The organism is Deltaproteobacteria bacterium (assembly GCA_021737785.1).
In the GTDB taxonomy this organism is placed as follows: Bacteria; Desulfobacterota; DSM-4660; order Desulfatiglandales; family Desulfatiglandaceae; genus AUK324.
This window is the reverse complement of sequence record JAIPDI010000040.1, coordinates 32,285-50,537: the sequence shown is the minus strand read 5'-3', so window position 1 is coordinate 50,537 and position 18,253 is coordinate 32,285. Positions and strand designations below refer to the sequence as shown.

Annotated in this window: 13 protein-coding genes; 4 read left to right on the top strand and 9 right to left on the bottom strand. The window is 53.7% G+C overall.

Annotated features, from left to right (window positions below; translation table 11 throughout):
• Window positions 1–78: 78 nt before the first annotated feature.
• Window positions 79–963 (top strand): site-specific integrase, encoded by an 885-nt coding sequence (locus K9N21_17795; GenBank protein MCF8145767.1) that lies wholly within the window; start codon window positions 79–81, stop codon window positions 961–963.
• Window positions 950–2,041, top strand: coding sequence for a transposase (locus K9N21_17790; GenBank protein ID MCF8145766.1), 1,092 nt, complete (start codon window positions 950–952; stop codon window positions 2,039–2,041). The genes K9N21_17795 and K9N21_17790 overlap by 14 nt, the downstream gene beginning before the upstream one ends.
• A 343-nt stretch (window positions 2,042–2,384) precedes the next feature.
• Here the strand turns inward: K9N21_17790 and K9N21_17785 are convergent, their stop codons facing one another.
• The 9 genes from K9N21_17785 to K9N21_17745 all read right to left on the bottom strand — a co-directional run bounded on the left by K9N21_17785 (window position 2,385) and on the right by K9N21_17745 (window position 13,798).
• On the bottom strand, window positions 2,385–3,407 hold the full coding sequence (locus tag K9N21_17785) for a hypothetical protein (protein ID MCF8145765.1): 1,023 nt from the start codon (window positions 3,405–3,407) through the stop codon (window positions 2,385–2,387).
• A gap of 729 nt (window positions 3,408–4,136) precedes the next feature.
• Window positions 4,137–5,108 (bottom strand): nitrilase, encoded by a 972-nt coding sequence (locus K9N21_17780; protein MCF8145764.1) that lies wholly within the window; start codon window positions 5,106–5,108, stop codon window positions 4,137–4,139.
• A 425-nt stretch (window positions 5,109–5,533) separates the two neighbouring features.
• Complete coding sequence (locus K9N21_17775; protein MCF8145763.1) at window positions 5,534–5,863, bottom strand: HigA family addiction module antidote protein; 330 nt, start codon at window positions 5,861–5,863, stop codon at window positions 5,534–5,536.
• 23 nt (window positions 5,864–5,886) lie between these two features.
• Window positions 5,887–8,775 (bottom strand): PAS domain S-box protein, encoded by a 2,889-nt coding sequence (locus tag K9N21_17770; GenBank protein ID MCF8145762.1) that lies wholly within the window; start codon window positions 8,773–8,775, stop codon window positions 5,887–5,889.
• 267 nt (window positions 8,776–9,042) lie between these two features.
• On the bottom strand, window positions 9,043–10,476 hold the full coding sequence (locus K9N21_17765) for a B12-binding domain-containing radical SAM protein (protein ID MCF8145761.1): 1,434 nt from the start codon (window positions 10,474–10,476) through the stop codon (window positions 9,043–9,045).
• A gap of 246 nt (window positions 10,477–10,722) precedes the next feature.
• Complete coding sequence (locus tag K9N21_17760) at window positions 10,723–11,526, bottom strand: glycosyltransferase family 2 protein (protein MCF8145760.1); 804 nt, start codon at window positions 11,524–11,526, stop codon at window positions 10,723–10,725.
• 13 nt (window positions 11,527–11,539) lie between these two features.
• On the bottom strand, window positions 11,540–12,253 hold the full coding sequence (locus tag K9N21_17755) for a beta-ketoacyl synthase (protein MCF8145759.1): 714 nt from the start codon (window positions 12,251–12,253) through the stop codon (window positions 11,540–11,542).
• Window positions 12,250–13,395, bottom strand: coding sequence for a beta-ketoacyl-[acyl-carrier-protein] synthase family protein (locus K9N21_17750; protein ID MCF8145758.1), 1,146 nt, complete (start codon window positions 13,393–13,395; stop codon window positions 12,250–12,252). The genes K9N21_17755 and K9N21_17750 overlap by 4 nt, the downstream gene beginning before the upstream one ends.
• 28 nt (window positions 13,396–13,423) lie before the next feature.
• Entirely contained in the window at window positions 13,424–13,798 is a 375-nt protein-coding gene (locus K9N21_17745) for a hypothetical protein (protein ID MCF8145757.1), read from the bottom strand.
• A gap of 539 nt (window positions 13,799–14,337) precedes the next feature.
• On the opposite strand from K9N21_17745, the gene K9N21_17740 reads away from it, so the two are divergent.
• Both K9N21_17740 and K9N21_17735 read left to right on the top strand, forming a co-directional pair.
• A complete protein-coding gene (locus tag K9N21_17740; protein ID MCF8145756.1) occupies window positions 14,338–15,048 on the top strand; it encodes a glycosyltransferase in 711 nt (236 codons plus the stop codon).
• Window positions 15,045–18,128: a methyltransferase domain-containing protein gene (locus K9N21_17735; protein ID MCF8145755.1), complete on the top strand. Its 3,084-nt coding sequence runs from the start codon at window positions 15,045–15,047 to the stop codon at window positions 18,126–18,128. The genes K9N21_17740 and K9N21_17735 overlap by 4 nt, the downstream gene beginning before the upstream one ends.
• Window positions 18,129–18,253 lie beyond the last annotated feature (125 nt).

Sequence of the window (18,253 nt, the reverse complement as noted above, 5' to 3'; positions counted from 1 at the left end):
GGTAAGTTGCAAAGCCCCCATTTTCTATCATAAATCTCCATAGACAATTTTTAACCTTTAACCAAGGAAAGGAGATTTATGATGAAAGACTATTACCAAAAATCCATGAGAGCCCTGCAACTCGCCGGCATGAGCGAACGTACACAGCAATGCTATACGCGCTCAGTTCGGATGCTGGTAGATTTTTACAGCAAAACCCCCGACAAAATTAGCGAACAGGAGCTTCAAGACTATTTCCTCCACCGGAAAAACAATGACAAGTGGGCCGCTGCAACCATGAGAATATGCTATAGCGGTATCAAATTCTTTTTCATCAACGTGCTCAGACGTGAGTGGCATACCCTGGAACTCATCCATGCCAAACGGGAACAAACCCTACCTACGGTATTAAGCGTCAAAGAGGTCTGGACCATCATCAATACGGTCAATACCATCCAAAACAAAACCTATCTCACCACCGTTTATTCTTGTGGCCTCAGGTTGCATGAAGCGTTGTTCCTTCAGGTAACCGACATCGACGCCCAGCGACTGCGCATTCATGTCCACAGGGGAAAAGGCGCCAAAGACCGATATGTCCCCCTGCCGCAAGCCACCCTTCATATCCTGCGCCAATACTGGATAACCCATAGAAACCCCAAATGGATCTTTCCAAGACTCGGACATGGAGGCAATCAAGGTCCAACAGCCCAGGAGCCCATGAGCTATACCTCCGTGCAAGGGGCCTTGAGACGCGTACTTAAGCAACTCAATGTCACAAAACGTATTTCCATTCACACCCTGCGCCACAGTTACGCCACTCATCTCCTGGAAGCCGGCGTTAATATCCGACGTATCCAACAATATTTGGGCCATAGCAGCCTGAACTCCACGATGGTCTATCTCCATCTCACCACACAGGGCCATGAACACGCCTATGACATCATTGACTCACTGATGAAAGGAGATGACCATGAGAATAAATGAGATATTCCAGGAATATGCCCATCAGTATATCGAGCGCTTCGGTGACTCCATGCCTTTGGATCACCGAAAGGTCATCAACGCGATCGTCAACTGCCGCACCTCATCTTGTGGAACCATGATCTATCAATGCGAAGAATGCGGTCAAACCCACATCGTGTATCGATCATGCGGGAACAGGCATTGTCCCAACTGTCAACACCATAAGACCCATCAATGGTTGATAAGGCAGATGGAGCGACAGCTCCCCGGGCATCATTTTATGATCACCTTTACCGTACCTCAAAAACTCCGACGGTTCATTCGCAGCCATCAACGTCTCTGCTACTCCGCCCTTTTCAAAGCCTCTTCCGAAACCCTCAAAAAACTGACAGCCGATCAAAGATATGTCGGCGGGGACCTGCCAGGATTCCTGGGCGTGTTGCATACATGGGGGCGGCAGTTGGCCTACCATCCCCACATCCATTATGTCGTCCCCGGAGGCGCCTTATCCAAAAAGGATGGTTCTTGGCATCCTTCAAGGATCGATTTCTATCTGCCGGTAAAGGCCATGTCCAAGATCTTCAAGGCCAAGTTCCGGGCTGAAATGAAAAGGAGCAAACTTGATCCCCATATCCCTGAAGACGTCTGGAATCAAGACTGGGTGGTCAACTGTCAGGCCATGGGGGCGGGCGCTCACAGTATAAAATACCTGGCGCCCTACGTTTTCAAGGTGGCGATTTCAAACAGCCGTATTGTCAAAGTCGAGAACCACAAGGTCTTCTTCAGGTATAAAAAGCACCACAGCAACCGTTGGCGGACCATGGTCTTGGATGTCATGGAATTCATGCGGCGATTTCTACAGCATGTCTTGCAATGCGGATTCATGAAAGTACGCTATTATGGCTTCCTGAGTCCGGGATCTTCGGTTCCTTTAGAGAGAATCGAGGCCCTGATCGAGCTGTCTTTCGGGTTTGAAATATCCAAACCCGATATCACTATCGAACCCTTTGATCCCCCCACATGCAATCATTGCGGAGGGAGTCTCAAATGTATCGTTTCAATCGCTTCCCTTAAACCGATTCGATCCGGCTCCGGATAAGACCGGATTCGAACGTAAAAATCCTTCATAAACATAACGACCGTATCCATCTGTCGGAACGGCATAGGACTGCTATACTCCGATGAAGCTGAATTCGGCCTTCTACGGCTATGAAAGGCCCTTTACCGAAATGGATTGGAGGTGTTTCCCTCAACTCAAACCTCTGACTACCCTATTAAATCACCTTTCCTCTAAACCCTGGCGTCTACTCCCTTGCCAGATGCCGATTCTTTACCCTATATAGCATTTTCAGAAAATCGGGCTTCTTGAACAACTGATAGAGCCCGACCTTATCAGGATCGGCTCTATCCTTTGAGGTTATGCCTAATCCATTATCTCACGGTCAGCCGTCAAATTCATCTCTAGCCCTTATTAAATATGCCAAATCCCTGCCAGGGGCTTTCTTCTCCTGCTCGAGCAATTCGATGTTTTGCCTCTTGACGGTAAACAATGCTTTGACAGTCTTTGTTGGTTTCAACCTAATCACGCCCTCAATCATTTCAGCAGGGATCATAAGTAACGTCTCAAAGACACCGTGTTTTAGTTTCATCTTGTACAGACGGATGTGTTCTTCATACTTTGCACAGTAGTATGCAATTTCTTCTAGGATATCATTGTAATTTGCCTCTCTCTTAGAAACCTCTGTGATCCAATGCCGAAGGTATGTAAGGAGTTTCTTTGTTTCAGGATCATTTCGGAAATCAATAATCCTTTCCCAGGTAACACTTTCACACTCCGGTTCAGGCAATTGTTCTATCACAAGCCTGATTATATCGTCTTTACCAGTCCCAAAATCATCATTTAAAGCTATGTTGTCTGAATATAGAGGAAACGCATTTAGGGAAAAGCCGGTTTTCAAATCTATAGCTATCCCCCGCCTATCGTAATCCAGTTGATTTTTGAAACGCACTATTGATGCACCAACCCTCTGAAATGGAATGCCCAGTTTGTAGTGGAGCTGTTTCCCTATTCTTTCGAATGTTTCTTTGATGGCTTTGGCCAATATCTCAAACAACGATGTCAGATTCTGTGCTGTATAGCTCTGTATAGGGAACTCCAATTCTTTTGCCAGGGCATTCTCTCTTTCTTCAATTTCTTTCAATCTCTTTTCATAAAGATTCTGTCCTATCTTCTTTAAATAAGTAGTTTCACCAATATATTCCTTCACAGGGTCAATAATGATCCCCGCATCTATTAAATATTCTATCGATCGAATTGGGCACGCCAGTAGGGAATCCCTGAAGATAAACTCTGATAAAACGTTGGGTATCGCGATTTTGTCGAAAAAAAGCGCTTCCCGTTTTAACGAAGTTCCCAACAAATCAAGAGGAGATATAACCCCGACATATTCAAGACTCTGGATCATGCAGTCTTCCTTTAAGCATAACGCCTCGGATGAACCGCTCCGGTGAGGCCGTTCGCGGCCTTACCGGAGTAAAAGGGGAAAAGGGGTCAGGTCTGCTGTTGACTCTTGTTTGCCGTACCTTGTTTCTCATGATCTCCGTTGTCCACTTCGACAAACACCACGCATTTTATCACATAATGTCTCTGATATTTAATAGTCATAAGGCAAAACCGTTGCATGAATCCGTATCGATGCTGCCCGATCCCCCAAGGTCACGGAGGGCCTGGACCAGGGGATTCAGGAATCTGTTGTATTTGGGCAGACGGTTGTGTTTTGCCATGCTGAAATTTCTGCGTTGGAAGTCCGCATTGATGTGGACCGGCCTATTCCGGGATTAAAATCGTTCTGTGTGTATGGTTATGAAAATCGATCCTTGCGGATCGGAGATAGCGTTTTTGCTCCCAACAGGAAAAAAAGTCCCCATCAGGAGCGGGGTATGGGGTATTTGAGAGGATGCTTCATAAGCTGAAAGCTCAAAGGCTTAAGGCTAATGATTCATGGATTAGAATTTGGAAAGCTATTTGTCCGAAATTGACCAATTGTGGGGGATCATAGTGCAACTGATGGGTATGTCAAGCAAAATGTGAGAAAATGGGGCAGGAGGGCGATGCAGCGGGGTCATCAAGGCGTCGTGGGATAAGAAGGCGCAATTAACAGAGTGATGAGGGGCTGGTCCATGGGCGGTTCAATCTATGACGGCTCGTCCACAGGGTCCCGCCTCTCCCGGGATACCGGGATCATGGGGGTTTCGTTGACGATCAGCCGGAAGATATCGGGCCTGGCGTAATGGCCGGCCACATCAAAGTCGAACTTCCCTCGGCCGATATCGTTGAGGTCCAGATCCGCGGTGAGGATGGTCTCTCCGTCATAGTGGGGACCTGCCAGCACCTCGCCCAGGGGGCTGATGATGGCGCTGCCGCCCCGCATCAGGACCGCGTCCGGCGAATCCCCGAGCGATACGCGGACCGTGTCGGGAAAGTCTCTCTTGCGGATAAACTGACAGGCGGTCAGGACAAAGCAGCGGCCCTCGAGGGCCACATGCTGCATGGAGGGGATCCAGGTGTCCCGATCGTCCGCGGTGGGGGCACAGTAGAGGGCCACGTTTTTGGCGTACATGGCCATGCGCAACAGCGGCATGTAGTTTTCCCAGCAGATGACCGAGCCGATTCTCCCATAAGGGCTGTCCACCACGGTGAGGGTGGAACCGTCGCCGAATCCCCAGATCATGCGCTCCAGGGCCGTGGGCATGAGCTTGCGGTGCTTGCCGAGGAGCCGGCCGTCCGGGCCGAAGAAGAGGACCGTACAGTAGCAGGTGCCCCGTTCCCGCTCGATCACCCCGATCACCACATAGGCCCCGGAGGACGCCGCGGCCTCCCCGAGCCGTTGGGTCTGGGGGCCTGGCACCTCAATGGCGGCATCGAGATACAAGCGGAATTCCTCCCGTCCGGCCGGATCGCGGGCCCCCACCACCAGGCCGTAGTTGAGGCCCTTGGGATACCCTGTGATAAAGGCCTCCGGGAAAACAACGACCCTGGCCCCGGCGCCCGCGGCCTCGTCCATGAGCCGGACGGCCTTGTCCACACAGGCCTCGGTGTCAAAAGGGACGGCCCCTGCCTGTACCACTGCCACACGGACGTTCTTATCGCTTCCACTTGCGTTCATCTGCTCGCCTCCGTTGGACGTTGATTTAAACCGAAATGAGACTGGGCACCATATTAACAGATCCGATGGGCAAAAAACAGGTCTGCAAACTGTTTGGGCCAACCAACCGCACGATGCATACCGGCGTTTTCGCGATGATGTGCGAGAATTCCCCAAATTGTCTTTACACCGTCATTCCGGCGAAAGCCGGAATCCAGTCCGGCTTCAGCGGGATTTCTGGATGCCGATCGAAGATCCCGTACTTGCGGGGATCGAGTCCGGCATGACGAAAATGTCGGTACTATTTCGAAACAGTTAATAAGAAGGCAAAGAGAGATCACGGCGGGCTCACATCCGGCTCCTGATGAGACTGGGAAAGCTGTCCTTCCTTTTCTTGATTGCCCATTGATTAAATTCTGAAAAAGAGCGCCGTCGCCGTCAACCGGCTATATGCTCAAACCCGCTGATGCAACTGTCTCAATTTCGGACAGCTCGTGTTTCATTCGTTGTTCAGCATGCCACAGGTCATACGCCTGCTGCATGCGCAGCCAAAGCCCTGGGCCGTTGCCGGCAAATTTTCCGATCCTCAGCGCCATCTCGGTTGTGATGGGATGGGTACAGGCCAGGACACGATGCAACTGTTGTCTGGAAACACCTAATCTCCGTGCGGCTTCGCTTACCGAAATTCCAAGCGCCGGGAGCACGTCTTCGCGCAGAATTTCACCGGGATGAATCGGTGGGCGATTTAAGGGACGCTTGGCGTCATATTCAGGCATAATTTACACTCGTGCCGGCAATTTTAAACGGGCTCGGGAGAAAAAGGAGGCTTCTTCACATCATCACAGGTTCCCGGCAGGTCGGCAAGACCACCGCGGCCTTGCAGATTGCGGCCACGTGGAATGGTCCTGTCATTCATCGCTCTGGCCAGGGCTGCTCTCAGGGCGGCGATGCTGTAGGGTTTGCCCAGGAAGGCCTGTGGCAATTGCGAACCCGTGCCTGCCATGACATGCGCCTGGTCGTATCCGCTGACCAGGATAACGGGGATATCAGGTTCAAACCCTCGAAGGGCCTCAATGGTCTCCCACCCGCTCATCCGCGGCATGGTCAGGTCGCACAGCACGCAATGGATTTCTTTTTGGTGTTTTTGAAACACCTCCACCGCCTCAATGCCGTCTTTTGCTTCCAGCACGTTCATGCCCAGGCGCGTCAACACCATTGCGCCTGTCTCTCGAGCGAGCGGATCGTCTTCAACCAGCAGCACTGTCTCGGCCTCCAGGCGATTGGCGGGTTCCATTTGCGGAATCGCCTGTTGACGGGAAACTGCCTCGGTCGTCAACGGCAGATACACGCGAAAGACGCTTCCCTGCCCCGGCGCGGTCTCCACCGTGATGCAGCCGTCATAAGATCTTACAGTACCCAGTGCCACGGGCAGACCGAGACCGCGGCCGATGAACTTGGTGGAGTAAAACGGATCGAATAGCTTCTCGATGACGTCCTCTGCAATGCCGCAGCCCGTATCCGCCACCTCCAGATACGCATATCCCGGTGCCCCTGCGCCAAACGCAACCGGCTGGCGATGGACCGATGGGATGTCTGCAGGGGATGCCGTTCCTATGCTTACCGATACCAAACCCGGCTGCTCCCCCATGGATTCACAGGCATTGATCGCCAGGTTTCTCAGGAGCTGTTGGATTTGAGCGGGGTTGGCCTTGATGGCCGGACCAGGTTCGGGCATGTCGGCCTTGAGGGTGACATGCACCGGCATATCGGATCTGATGTCGGGCAGAAACTCACGGCAGAGCATGGACAGGTCCAGCGGCTCGCGGTTGCCCGCCGTCTGCCCAAGGTAGGCCAGCATCAGGCCGGTGATTTCCGAAGCGCGACGGGTCGCGTTAATGGCTTTCGTGAGGTGGTCGCCGGCGACCGACTCCCGGGCCAGGTCCAGCATGGCCATTTCCAGGTTTCCCATCACGACGGACAGCAGGTTGTTGTAATCGTGGGCAATAGCGCCCGCCATACGGCCAAGGCTTTCAGCCTTCTCAACCAGACGGACGGTCGCCTCGGCCTGCTTGCGCTCGGTTGTCTCCACAAGGGAAAAAACCAAACCATCTACCTTTCCAGTATCGTCAAATACCGGCGAAAGTGTCCAGTCCCAGTACGTGATTCCACGTTCCGGCTGGTCCGGGAACTCAAACGGTTTGTCACGGAACGAGATAGACTGACCGGTATCCCGTACCCGCTTGAATAAGGCTTCGTTCTCTTCGTGGGGATATAAGAAGAAATGGTTTTCCCCGATGAGTTCTTCCGGTGTGCGATGGCACGTTTCCGCGTACACGGAGTTGACGGCGACAAAATTGAAATGGGTATCCAAATAGACAAGGTGGGTATGAGCATTATCAATAATGGCCTGATGTATCCGCTTTTGCTTTTCCAGCGCCTCCGCCGCCTGCTTGCGGTCAGTGATGTCCCGGGCTAAAGCCAAGATGTATTCACTATTTTGAAAAGCAACCTTGGAAACAGTCACTTCTGCCGGATATACAGAGCCGTCTTTTCTCTTGTGTCTTACCTCAAAAACAACGGCGGGATCTTCTGTTCTCATTGACTCCCAATGCGTTTGCCGATCATGCCGATCACGGGCATCCGGGTCGATATCAAACACACTCATTTTTTGGAGTTCTTCTCTGAGGTAACCGGTATTCTTGACAGCGGCCGTATTTACATCGATGATATTACCTTTCAGGTCGTGCAAAAAGAGCATTTCCGCAGCCTGATCAACTAAAGACCGAAATTTCTCCTCACTTTCCCGTAGCGCCTCCTCCGTTTGCTTACGGGTGGTGATGTCGTGCATGGTAACGATTGCACCGATTCTTCGGCCGGTTGCATCGGTCAGTGCCTGTCCGTTACAAACCAAAAAATGGGGATTGCGGCCTTTGGGGAACACCATAATCTCTGCATTGCGAACGCGCTCCCCTCCCAGGGCTCGGAACAGTGGGATATCCGCTTGAGATAACGGCGTAATAGCGTCCGTCTGATACAGGCCGTAGTGTTCGGCCCATTGATGCGGCGGAAGGGGTTCTTCTGGCAGACCGTGTAAGCGTCTCGCCGCCTCATTGAACCTGATAATCCGCTCATCCTCGCCGCAGATGATGATGGCTTCTTCTATATTGTCGAGCACTGCAGATAGGAAGGTGCGTTCGCTCTCGAGCGCTTCCTCCGTCTGTTTGCGCTCGGTGATGTCAACAACCTGAATCAGATAGCCGATTATGGACTCTTCTGGTGCCACGACTAACGGGGTAATTTGCACATCCAGATGGATTGTCCCCGATTTTGTTGCTCTGTACAGACGCTGTTCTTTTATCTTTTCAAAATCAAAGAATGCGTCATACCTTACTTTTTCGCCTTTCCTCAGCCGTTCCATATACTCTTCTGGAATATGCGGGTCTTCGAAAAGCTTGAATCTCCTCATTTCAGAAATACCTGACACGCCAAAAGCATCTAAAAAAGCATTATTTGCATGGAGTAATTGACCTTCAGGGTCATAGAGCGCGATTCCGATGGGTGATTCTTCATAGATAGCCGCTAACCATGTCTGTGACGCTTTACGCCCAAACAGTTCACCTTCCAATCCTTTGACCTTTTGTTCCAATTCCTCGTAGGTTGGTTTGCTGCCCATATTGGTATCCTCCAATTTCCCCCCCTATAAGAGAATATTTTCTGTATTAGAACACAGGCCCGGTGGCTGTTCCATAAAATGCGTCGTGCTTTTTCGTCGGCCCCTTCCATTATCATACTATGGAACCAATAAAATTTCAGTCATATAAAAGCGGCTCCTCGTGTGCGTTTTGAATGCTGAAATCTACGGACTTGCATCGAAGGTTCGCTCCCAACAGGCGGTACAGCTCCTGTCAGGAGATGGGTTGGGGTAGGTTTGGGTACTGCACGTGGGAATGAAGGCCTAATCTTCTCCTGTGGGTTCGAAGTTGCGCTTGGCCGCCAGAAACGTCGGGAGGTGGACAAGAAGATGCCAGAGGCTCCTTCGGTGCTGCCATAGCCTTCCGCGAAATCTCCTGCGCCAGCCCTCATCTGAATAGAACCTTTTGACAAATCGATTGTAAAGTTCGTCAAGCCGTTCTTTTGACCCGATCCCCTTTGGCACGAACACAAAGTTGAGGCAGTTCATTTTGCGCCAGTCATTGTCGAACGTCCCCTGTTCGAATATGGTGGACCAGACGGGCGCCCCGGGAAACGGCGTGAACTTGGACATGTTCATGTCGTCGAGCCCAAGCGACATGACAAAGTCGCCGGTCCTCTGGATCGAGGCCTCCGTATCTCCGGGGAGCCCCATCATGAACAGCCCCTTTGCCCTGAGCCCCGTCGCCTGGATACGTCTCACTGTATCCCTCACCGCTTCCAGGCTCACCCCCTCCTTTAAAACCTCTATCTGCTGAGGATCCCCGCTCTCGATCCCCACTGAGACCTGGAGGCATCCGGCATCTTTGAGCATTCGCAGCAGGTCATCATCCGCATGCCCTACCCGCACCGCACAGTTGAACTGCATGCCCAGAGGTCTTCTGATGAGACGGTCGCAGAGTTCCTGAATACGCCGGCGGTGGGCCGTGAACAGGTCGTCGTAGATATTGATATGACGGACCTTGAAACGCGTCCCCAGGTATTTCATGTGCTCATAGATATATTCGGCCGAGTTGTAGCGATACCCCTTTTTGAAGACGGACCGGTCGCAGAATGAACATTGATAGGGACATCCCCTGCTGGTGATCATGGTTGCGCCGGGTCCCAGGATGTAGCTGAACAGGGGGAGGTTGTACCCCTTTGGAAAGCCCGCCAGTTTTTCATAAGCCGGGAACGGGAGCGCGTCCATGTCAGGGATGTGGGCCCTGGGCGGGTTGGTTACGGGATGGCCGTGATCCCTGAAAATAAGACCCTCCATTTGGTGAGGGTCCTCCCCGGATGCAAGGGCTTCCAGGGTCCCCTCCCCTTCGCCCGGGCAGAGGAAATCGATGTTGGGGTAGTCCTCAAGGATGGCGGCGCCTAATGCAGAGATGTGCACCCCGCCAAACACCGTCCGGATCCGGGGCACGGCCTCCTTGATCATTGTTGCAAGCGCGTACCCGTCAAGGAATCCGGATGTGGTCGCGGAAAACCCGACCATGTCGGGACGATGGTCGAGGATGATCCGGGCGTTGGCCGCATTTCCCTGAGGGGCCCCGGGCCCCAGGCAGTCGTGGACAAATACCCGGTGCCCTCTCCTTTCGAGGAACGCGGCGATGGAGAGGAGACCCAGCGGCGCCATCCGATTGGCTGTTGGCGTGATATCCCGTTTTCCCGGCACCCAGTTGGACCCGGCGGGATGAACAAGTACGATTCGCATGTGAAATCCTCATTCGGGGCAAAATGATTGAAACAAAGACATTTGGCAGAATAATTTGGGGCAAAATGATTGAAACAAAGACATTCGGCAGAATAATTTAGACCTCTGCAAATTTCTTAGATCCCCCAATTCCTGAACTCAAAAATTCGCAATGCCAGGCAATGGCTTTCCGCCACAAAAAACAAGAAATCCTTTTTTGTCTCTTTGTGTCTCTGTGCCTTTGTGTGAGACATTTTCGGGTTGCGGCTACGTTGCAGCAGACCCGTTTTTTCGATGATCCAAGAGCTTCCGGTGCGGCCAGGGAAGAATGGATCTCAGGGTAAGCTTGGCGTTGAGCCGGCTGAGCCGAAGGTTGTCCCAAAAGAGGTGAAAATGACTAACCCGCGCCTCTCCCCGGGGATAATAGACCGAAATATCCGTTTCCAGCAATTCAACACCGGCCCAGGCCGCCTTGACCAGCACCTCGATCTCAAAGGTGTAGCGTTTTTCAACCAGTTTCAACCCTTCCAGGACCCATAAGGGGTAGACGCGAAAACCGCTCTGTGCATCTCCCAGATTCCTTCCGGTCTGGAGCCTCAGCCAGAAGTTGGAAATCCCCCTTCCCAATTGATTTGCACGGGGAACATCCGCATGTTCGAAATCGCGCTTCCCAACGATAACGGCATCCGGCGCTTCCTCTATCAAAGGAAGAAATCGTTTGAACTCCTTGGGGTTGTGCTGGCCGTCGGCGTCAATGGTCGCAATATGGGTCATCCCCAATCGTCGCGCCTCCCGGGTGGCGGTGATAATGGCCGCGCCCTTGCCGAGGTTTCGGGGATGACGGATCAGGTGCATGTTGAGGCCCTGAAGCAGGCCTGCAGCGTCATCAATGCTGCCGTCATCCACAACCAATACCTCCTTGTGGATCTGAAGCGCCTCTATGACAACGTTTCGAAGGGTGGCAGCGTGATTGTATACCGGTATGACAATGAGGATTTTGATCCGGGCCGGATCCGGCCGGTCCCCGTACGGGGTCGCCTGCAAACCGGAAACGGGAGGGGATGGATTCAAGGAGACCATTTTATTAATGGGATGGCGTCGAACATGCGTGGCCCAGTTGGACCAGGGTTTCGATCTCTTCCCCGTTGAAAAAGACCCTGCCGCGTCTGTCGAGACGGAGGGTCCCGTAGGATGACCGGCCGTCTTCCGGAACCTTTTCCAGTACAAAAAAGAGGGCGCCCGCAGGGCCTTTGACGGGCAGGAAAAATTCAGGGGGACACCCCGGATCGCAGAACCCGCAGACCATCTTTTCCACCTCACCACCGGCAATGCCCTCCAGAGCGGCATGCAGGCAGGCCAGCCCTGAAGGAGAAGCGTCATTGATCACGTAACCGGTCCCCGTAAGTCCGAAACATATTGCCGCCTCACCCAAAAAAGCGTTGGGAAGGGTATAGGAAAAGAGGGCCGGGCTGGCCATCCGCCCCCCGTCCGGCATCACTGTCTCGAAGTAGTCCATGTCAGTCCGGAGACACCCGCAGACACTGACAGCAATAATGCCGATATCCCGCGGTTGTGTCCATTCGGCCAGGTGCGCATCCTTCAACGCAAATCCGATGGCTGCCAGGCCCAGCCGGGACAGGTCGTCCATCCTTCCAAAGTGCGGGCAGGGGGTATCCAAAACCCGTTTTCGGGCGAGTCGCGGCAATTCACCGGCTGTCACGGCAAACCCCTTCCGGTCACCGCCCGGTCCCATCCCGGCGGCGGTTATCCAGCCCATACCAATGACCGCAGCGGTCATTCGGGGGTCCCCTTCCCCAGGATAATGGCGGCATTTATGCCGCCGAAACCCGAATTGGTAGACAGGAGACAGTCGCCGGAAATGCGCACAGGATCCCCGTGCACCCATCCTTCTGCGCCGGTTTCCGGTTCCAGAAATCCCGTTGTGGGAGGTACCGTCTGCCGGGAAAGGGCCTTTGCGCCCAAGGCCGCTTCAATGCCGCCCGCCGCCCCCAGGGCATGGCCGATAGCGCCTTTTACGGAAAACAGCGGGGGCGTATGGTTGCCGAACACCCGATGGAAGGCGGTCAATTCCATGGCGTCATTATGAACCGTCCCGGTACCGTGGGCGCAGACGGCGGATATCTGCTCCGCGGCCAGCCCCGCCTGTTTCAGGGCCCCTGTGACGGCCTTTATCAGACCCGAGCCGTCTCTTGCCGGGGCAGTAATATGGGAGGCATCGTTGGCTGCGCCCCATCCCAGGATTCTTCCCAGGGCAGGCCTGTTCTCCTTACGGGCCCGGTCCCGGCTCATCAACAGGAGGGATGCCGCGCCTTCCCCCAGAGACATCCCGCGCCGTCTCCGGTCAAACGGCATGCAGGGGACAGGGGACAACGCGCCCAATGACGAGAAGCCCGAAAACACGAATTCGGTCACCAGATCCGCACAGCAGACCAGCACCGCATCCCTCATGCCCGAAGCGATCATGGCCGCCCCCCTGGCCACGGCGATGGTGGAGGAGGCACAGGCCGCGCTGATGTTGATGCCCGCATGTTTCAGCCCGAGGCGACGGCCCAGGATTTCCGGCAGGGAGGAAAGGAGGAGATCCCGGTAATCGGCACAGCCCCCCCGCTGTAATCTTTCCAGGCTGTCTATCCCTCCCTTGGTGGTTGCAGTGATGAGAAAGGCGTCTGACGGCACCGGTCCGATCTCCTGTGCCAGTCGATGGAGCAGATCGTGCATCATGGATTTCCCGGCCACGGAAGCCAGATCGGGGATGCAGGCCGCAACATCGGACGTGTACCCGGCCGTAGAAAATCTGGACACCGGTCTGATGGCGGTCTGCCCGGCCAGGAGCCTCTCCCACAGTTCCTGAAGGCTGCCGCCCAGAGAGGTCACTGCGGCAAGGTGGACGATCCACGCCTGGGCAGGGTCGGATCTCATCGGCGCTTCATCTTTGCGGAAGTCCCTGTCAACCGTCAAGCCCCTTGTGATGACCCGTCAGTCTCTCCATGGCCACCCGTGTGGCCCACCGGAAAAATATCCTCGCATACTGGGCGCCGGCCAGATACATCCCGAGGATAAAGACCACATGGGACAATCCATAAGTCATGGGACCGCCGATGGCCACGATCAGGGGCTCATGCAGATGAAGGGAGAGGATTCCCAGCAGGCCCACCGCGGGCCATCCGATAATGTAGCTGATGCCTATGGCCGATATGCCCACAATCATTCGGGGACTCGGCCTTTGGCGAAAGGCGCTCAGATCGGCCCCCTCTTCCATTGCAGTGCGGACGAATCTGGTCCCCGCGATTCTTGTCAGGAGTTTTTCCATTAGCCGGTTCATGATTTCCGTCGTTTTTCAGAAGATCGCCAAATCAAAGACCCAACCGAAATTGGGTTGAATTCTCTCATGGAACTATGTAAAACCATGCCTGTGCGTGTTTCCTGTTTTCTTTCAAAATTGATGGTCTCGTAAAAAGTCGTCACCCCGTTGAAAAACGGGGTCCAGAGGTTTTGTAACTGATTGAATCCCGCTATTGCGGGACTGGATTCCGGCTTTCGCCGGAATGACGAAAAATGACATTTCCTGACTTTTTACAAGACCATCAAAATTCATTCTCAAAACGATCAACGAGATGCTCCAGGATCCCGAATCTCCTTTTCCGGAGGCATAGCGTCCAAGGGGTCCTTCGCCTGCTTCGTTGAACCGGGGTCCCCTCAGGGGTGTTCATTGCGTAGAAGTTGCAAAAAAAGAGTCTAAGCCAATCGCCGTTGAACAATCAAGTTTTTTCACAAGAAGGGCCCGTTAAAGGCGGCTCTCATCTCCGATTACGTCCGGTTGGGGGACCTGGGTGCGGGAGGAACAGTGACGGAGAATCTGCCGTGTACTGGGAGTATTTTGACAAAATCTACTGTATTTCGTTGATTGAACGTCCGGACCGGCGGGAAGAGGCCCAGGGACAGTTCAGGGCAGTGGGGCTGGCGGACAAGGTCGAATTCGTCCTGGTCCACAAGCATCCTTTTGACTGTGAAGAGGGGATCTATGAATCCCATATGCGCTGCATGAGAAAAGGGCTCCAGGCAGGGGCCGCCAACATGGTCATCTTTGAAGATGATATCTGTTTCGATCGGTTCAGGCCTGAGACCCTCAAAAACGCCATCGATTTCATATCCAAACAACCCGACTGGAACATATTGTTCCTGGGATGCATGGTCAAACAGAGCAGCAGAACAGCAAACCGATCCGTTCTGCATGTCCGGTTCCGAAGCCTGTGTCACGCCTATGTGGTGAACCCCCGCTTCGCAAGACACCTGGTGACCGTCCCCTGGCAGAAGGTGCCGTTTGACGATATGCTGCGCGACTTGAAGGAGGACCGTTTTTACGCAATTTATCCGTCTTTTGCATTTCAGAGCAATTCCCGTTCAGACAACCAGAGGTATCTCCCATTGGACAGATTCAGGAGAATGTGCGGGGGACTTCAGTGTTTACAGAAGATGAACGAATTCTATCATCTTAACAAGACCCTCATCATCGGAATCCATATCTTTGTCGTGATCCTCCTTATCGGCATGCTGGCACTGTCACACAAATGAAATCCATCACCATTAATTTTCGTGCATTGATTCTATCATCGGTTCTCGTAGCAGGCCTTTTCATTGCCGCCCTGTATCGGATCGAGATAGATACGGACATCACCCGTTATCTTCCCAGGAAAGATCCGGTGATCTCAGATGCGGGATATGTTTTCAGGAACCATCCTACACTGGACCGGCTCATCATTGATATCGGACATCCCGAAGGAGACCCGGATACCCTTGTCGAATTCAGCGAACAGGTGGAGCAAAAGCTGAAGGCGAGCGGGCTTTTTGAGGAGGTGGGGACGGAAAATTTTCAACGCCTCATGCCCCAACTGATCACCCATATCGCGAACCGTCTGCCGGTCCTGTTCACGGAAAAGGACCTCCACGACAAGGTGACCCCCCTGCTGGAAGGGGACGCCATACGCAAGCGGCTGAAAGACATTCAAACCGAATTGCACAGCCTGGGAGGAATCGGTCAAGCCCAATTCATCTCAACAGACCCTCTGGGGCTGAAAAATCTGGTCCTGGCCAGGCTCTCCCATCTTGCGCCGCTGCAGGAGATCGACATATACAGGGGTAAAATCATGACCCCTGACAGAAAGCACCTCCTCCTGGTCACCCATCCGAAGGTTTCCAGCACCGATACCGCCTTTGCAGGAAAACTGGCGGATCTGTTTGAAACCATAGAAGCTCAGATCCGCAGAGACTGCCCTGAAAAAAAGAACTGCATCACCTTCACCCCGGTCGGCGCATACCGGGCGGCCCTGGATAACGAGATCATCGCGAAACAAGATGTTCGGAAGGCGATCCTCCTGGTAACGGCGGGCATCTCGCTCCTCCTCATCCTCGGCTTTCCCAGACCGCTGCTGGGTCTGTTTGCCTTTCTGCCGGCAATCGCCGGGACCGTGGCCGCGTTTTTTCTCTTCTCCATCCTCCACAACTCAATTTCCATCATGGTCCTGGGATTCGGCGCAGCGGTCATCTCCATCACCGTGGATCATGCCATCGCCTTTCTCCTGTTTCTGGATCAGCCCCATGCCACATCCGGCAAAGAGGCCTCAGGAGAGATACGCGCCGTCGGGTTGCTGGCCGCCCTGACCACCATCGGCGCTTTCGGGGCCCTGAGTCTCTCCGGATTTCCCCTGTTTGAACAGATCGGCCAGTTCACCGCATTCGGCATTGCATTCTCATTCATATTCGTTCATACGGTTTTTCCGATGATCCTCCCCTCCATGCCCCCTGCAAAACCCAGGGGTCTTCCCCTCCGCCCTGTTGTGGAGACGTTATTTTCTTTGGGGAAACCCGGGGCAATTGCCGCACTCCTTTTCGCCGGGGGCATGCTTTTTTTTGCAAAGCCGGAATTCAATGTAAATCTGAATGCCATGAATACGGTCTCCGAGGACACCGCTGCCGCTGAAACAGAGGTGTCAAAGGTGTGGGGAACCGACATATTCCAAAAAACATTCCTGCTGACAGAGGGAGAAAGCGTCGAAGATATTCAGACCACGGGAGACAGGCTGCTCCGGGCCGTGGAAACGGATATGGCGACCCGGGTGATTTTCTCCGGGTTTGTTCCCTCGATGGTTTTTCCCGGCAAGGCGCGCAGCAAAGAAAATCTGGAGGCATGGACCCGATTCTGGAATCCCGGCAGGATTGCGGAATTGAAAGAGGGGTTTTCCGTAACATCCGACATGGGGTTTACCGCCGATGCGTTCGCGCCTTTCTATGAGATGCTCCTGAGTCCCCCGTCTCAGCCGGGATCCACGGATATTCCCGAAAACCTGCTGGACCTTCTTGGCATCGCAAAGAGAGACGACGGCCATGGATGGATCCAGGTGTCGAGTTTCACGCCCGGCGACTCCTATAATGGTGAGAAATTCTACACCGCATACAGCGCTTTCGGAAAGATATTTGATCCGGGCCTCTTTTCCGTGAGGATGGGAAATCTCCTCTTCTCCACATTCACCAAGATGCTGGTGGTGGTAGGGGTAAGTGTCATTCTTCTTCTCATCCTCTTTTTCCTCGACTGGAAACTCACGTTCGTATCCCTCTTACCCATCCTGTTTGCCCTGGTCAGTACCCTAGGGACCCTGAACCTCATCGGACACCCGCTGGATATACCGGGGCTTATGCTGTCCATCGTGGTTGTGGGCATGGGCATCGATTATTCCCTCTTCATCGTCAGGGCGTATCAGCGATACGGGGATGCCTCTCATCCTTCCTTCCAACTCATCCGGATGACGGTGTTCATGGCATCCGCATCCACCATCATCGGGTTTGCCGCCCTGGTGTTTGCCGAGCATTCGATGCTGAAAAGCGCGGGGGTGACATCCCTTCTCGGAATCAGCTATGCCCTCATCGGCGCGTTTCTCATATTGCCGCCCCTCTTGAACCATCTGTTCCGGGCCGGGGCAGGAAACCCCGAGACCCTTGGAAAAAATTCCGATCCCGTCCTGGGACGATACAGACAAATGGAACCCTATTACAGATTGTTTGCGCGTTTCAAACTCATGATCGACCCGATGTTTTCAGATCTGCCCCGCTTTTTTGATCCTTCCCGTGCGGTCGGAACCATCATCGATATCGGCATCGGCTACGGGGTCCCTGCATGCTGGCTTCTTGAACGGTATCCCAGGGCAAAGGTCTATGGAATTGACCCCGATCCCGAGAGGGTGAGGGTGGCCTCCATTGCCATTGGCGGACGGGGGGAAGTCCAATGCGGCAACGCGCCCCATGTCCCCACGCCCCCGGAGCCGGCGGATGCGGCCATTATTCTGGATGTGATCCATTTCCTGAACGATGAGGACTTGCGGGCAACCCTGGAGAACATCCGCAGTAAACTTGGCCGTGACGGCATTCTGGTGGTCAGGGCCGTTATTCGGCCGCTGAAAAGCGGCTCCTTCATGTGGAAGGTCCAGGCCATAAAGATGTGGATATCCAGGACACCGGCATACTTCAGATCTGTTGAAAAGATCAAGGAGATGATCGTTAATGGGGGATTCGCCTGCGAACCCGTAAGACCGCTCCAATCCAACGAGGAATCCGTATGGTTCATTGGAAAGGCCCGCGAGGAAGAGAAGGTGAGAAGGTAAGAGGATGAGAGGGTGAGAGGGTAAGAAGGTGAGAGGGTAAGAGAACTTGCAATGACCGAGAGTAAGCAGTACGCAGTAGACAGTAAGGAGTCAACGGCAATGAATAACCGGCAACGCGCAACGGG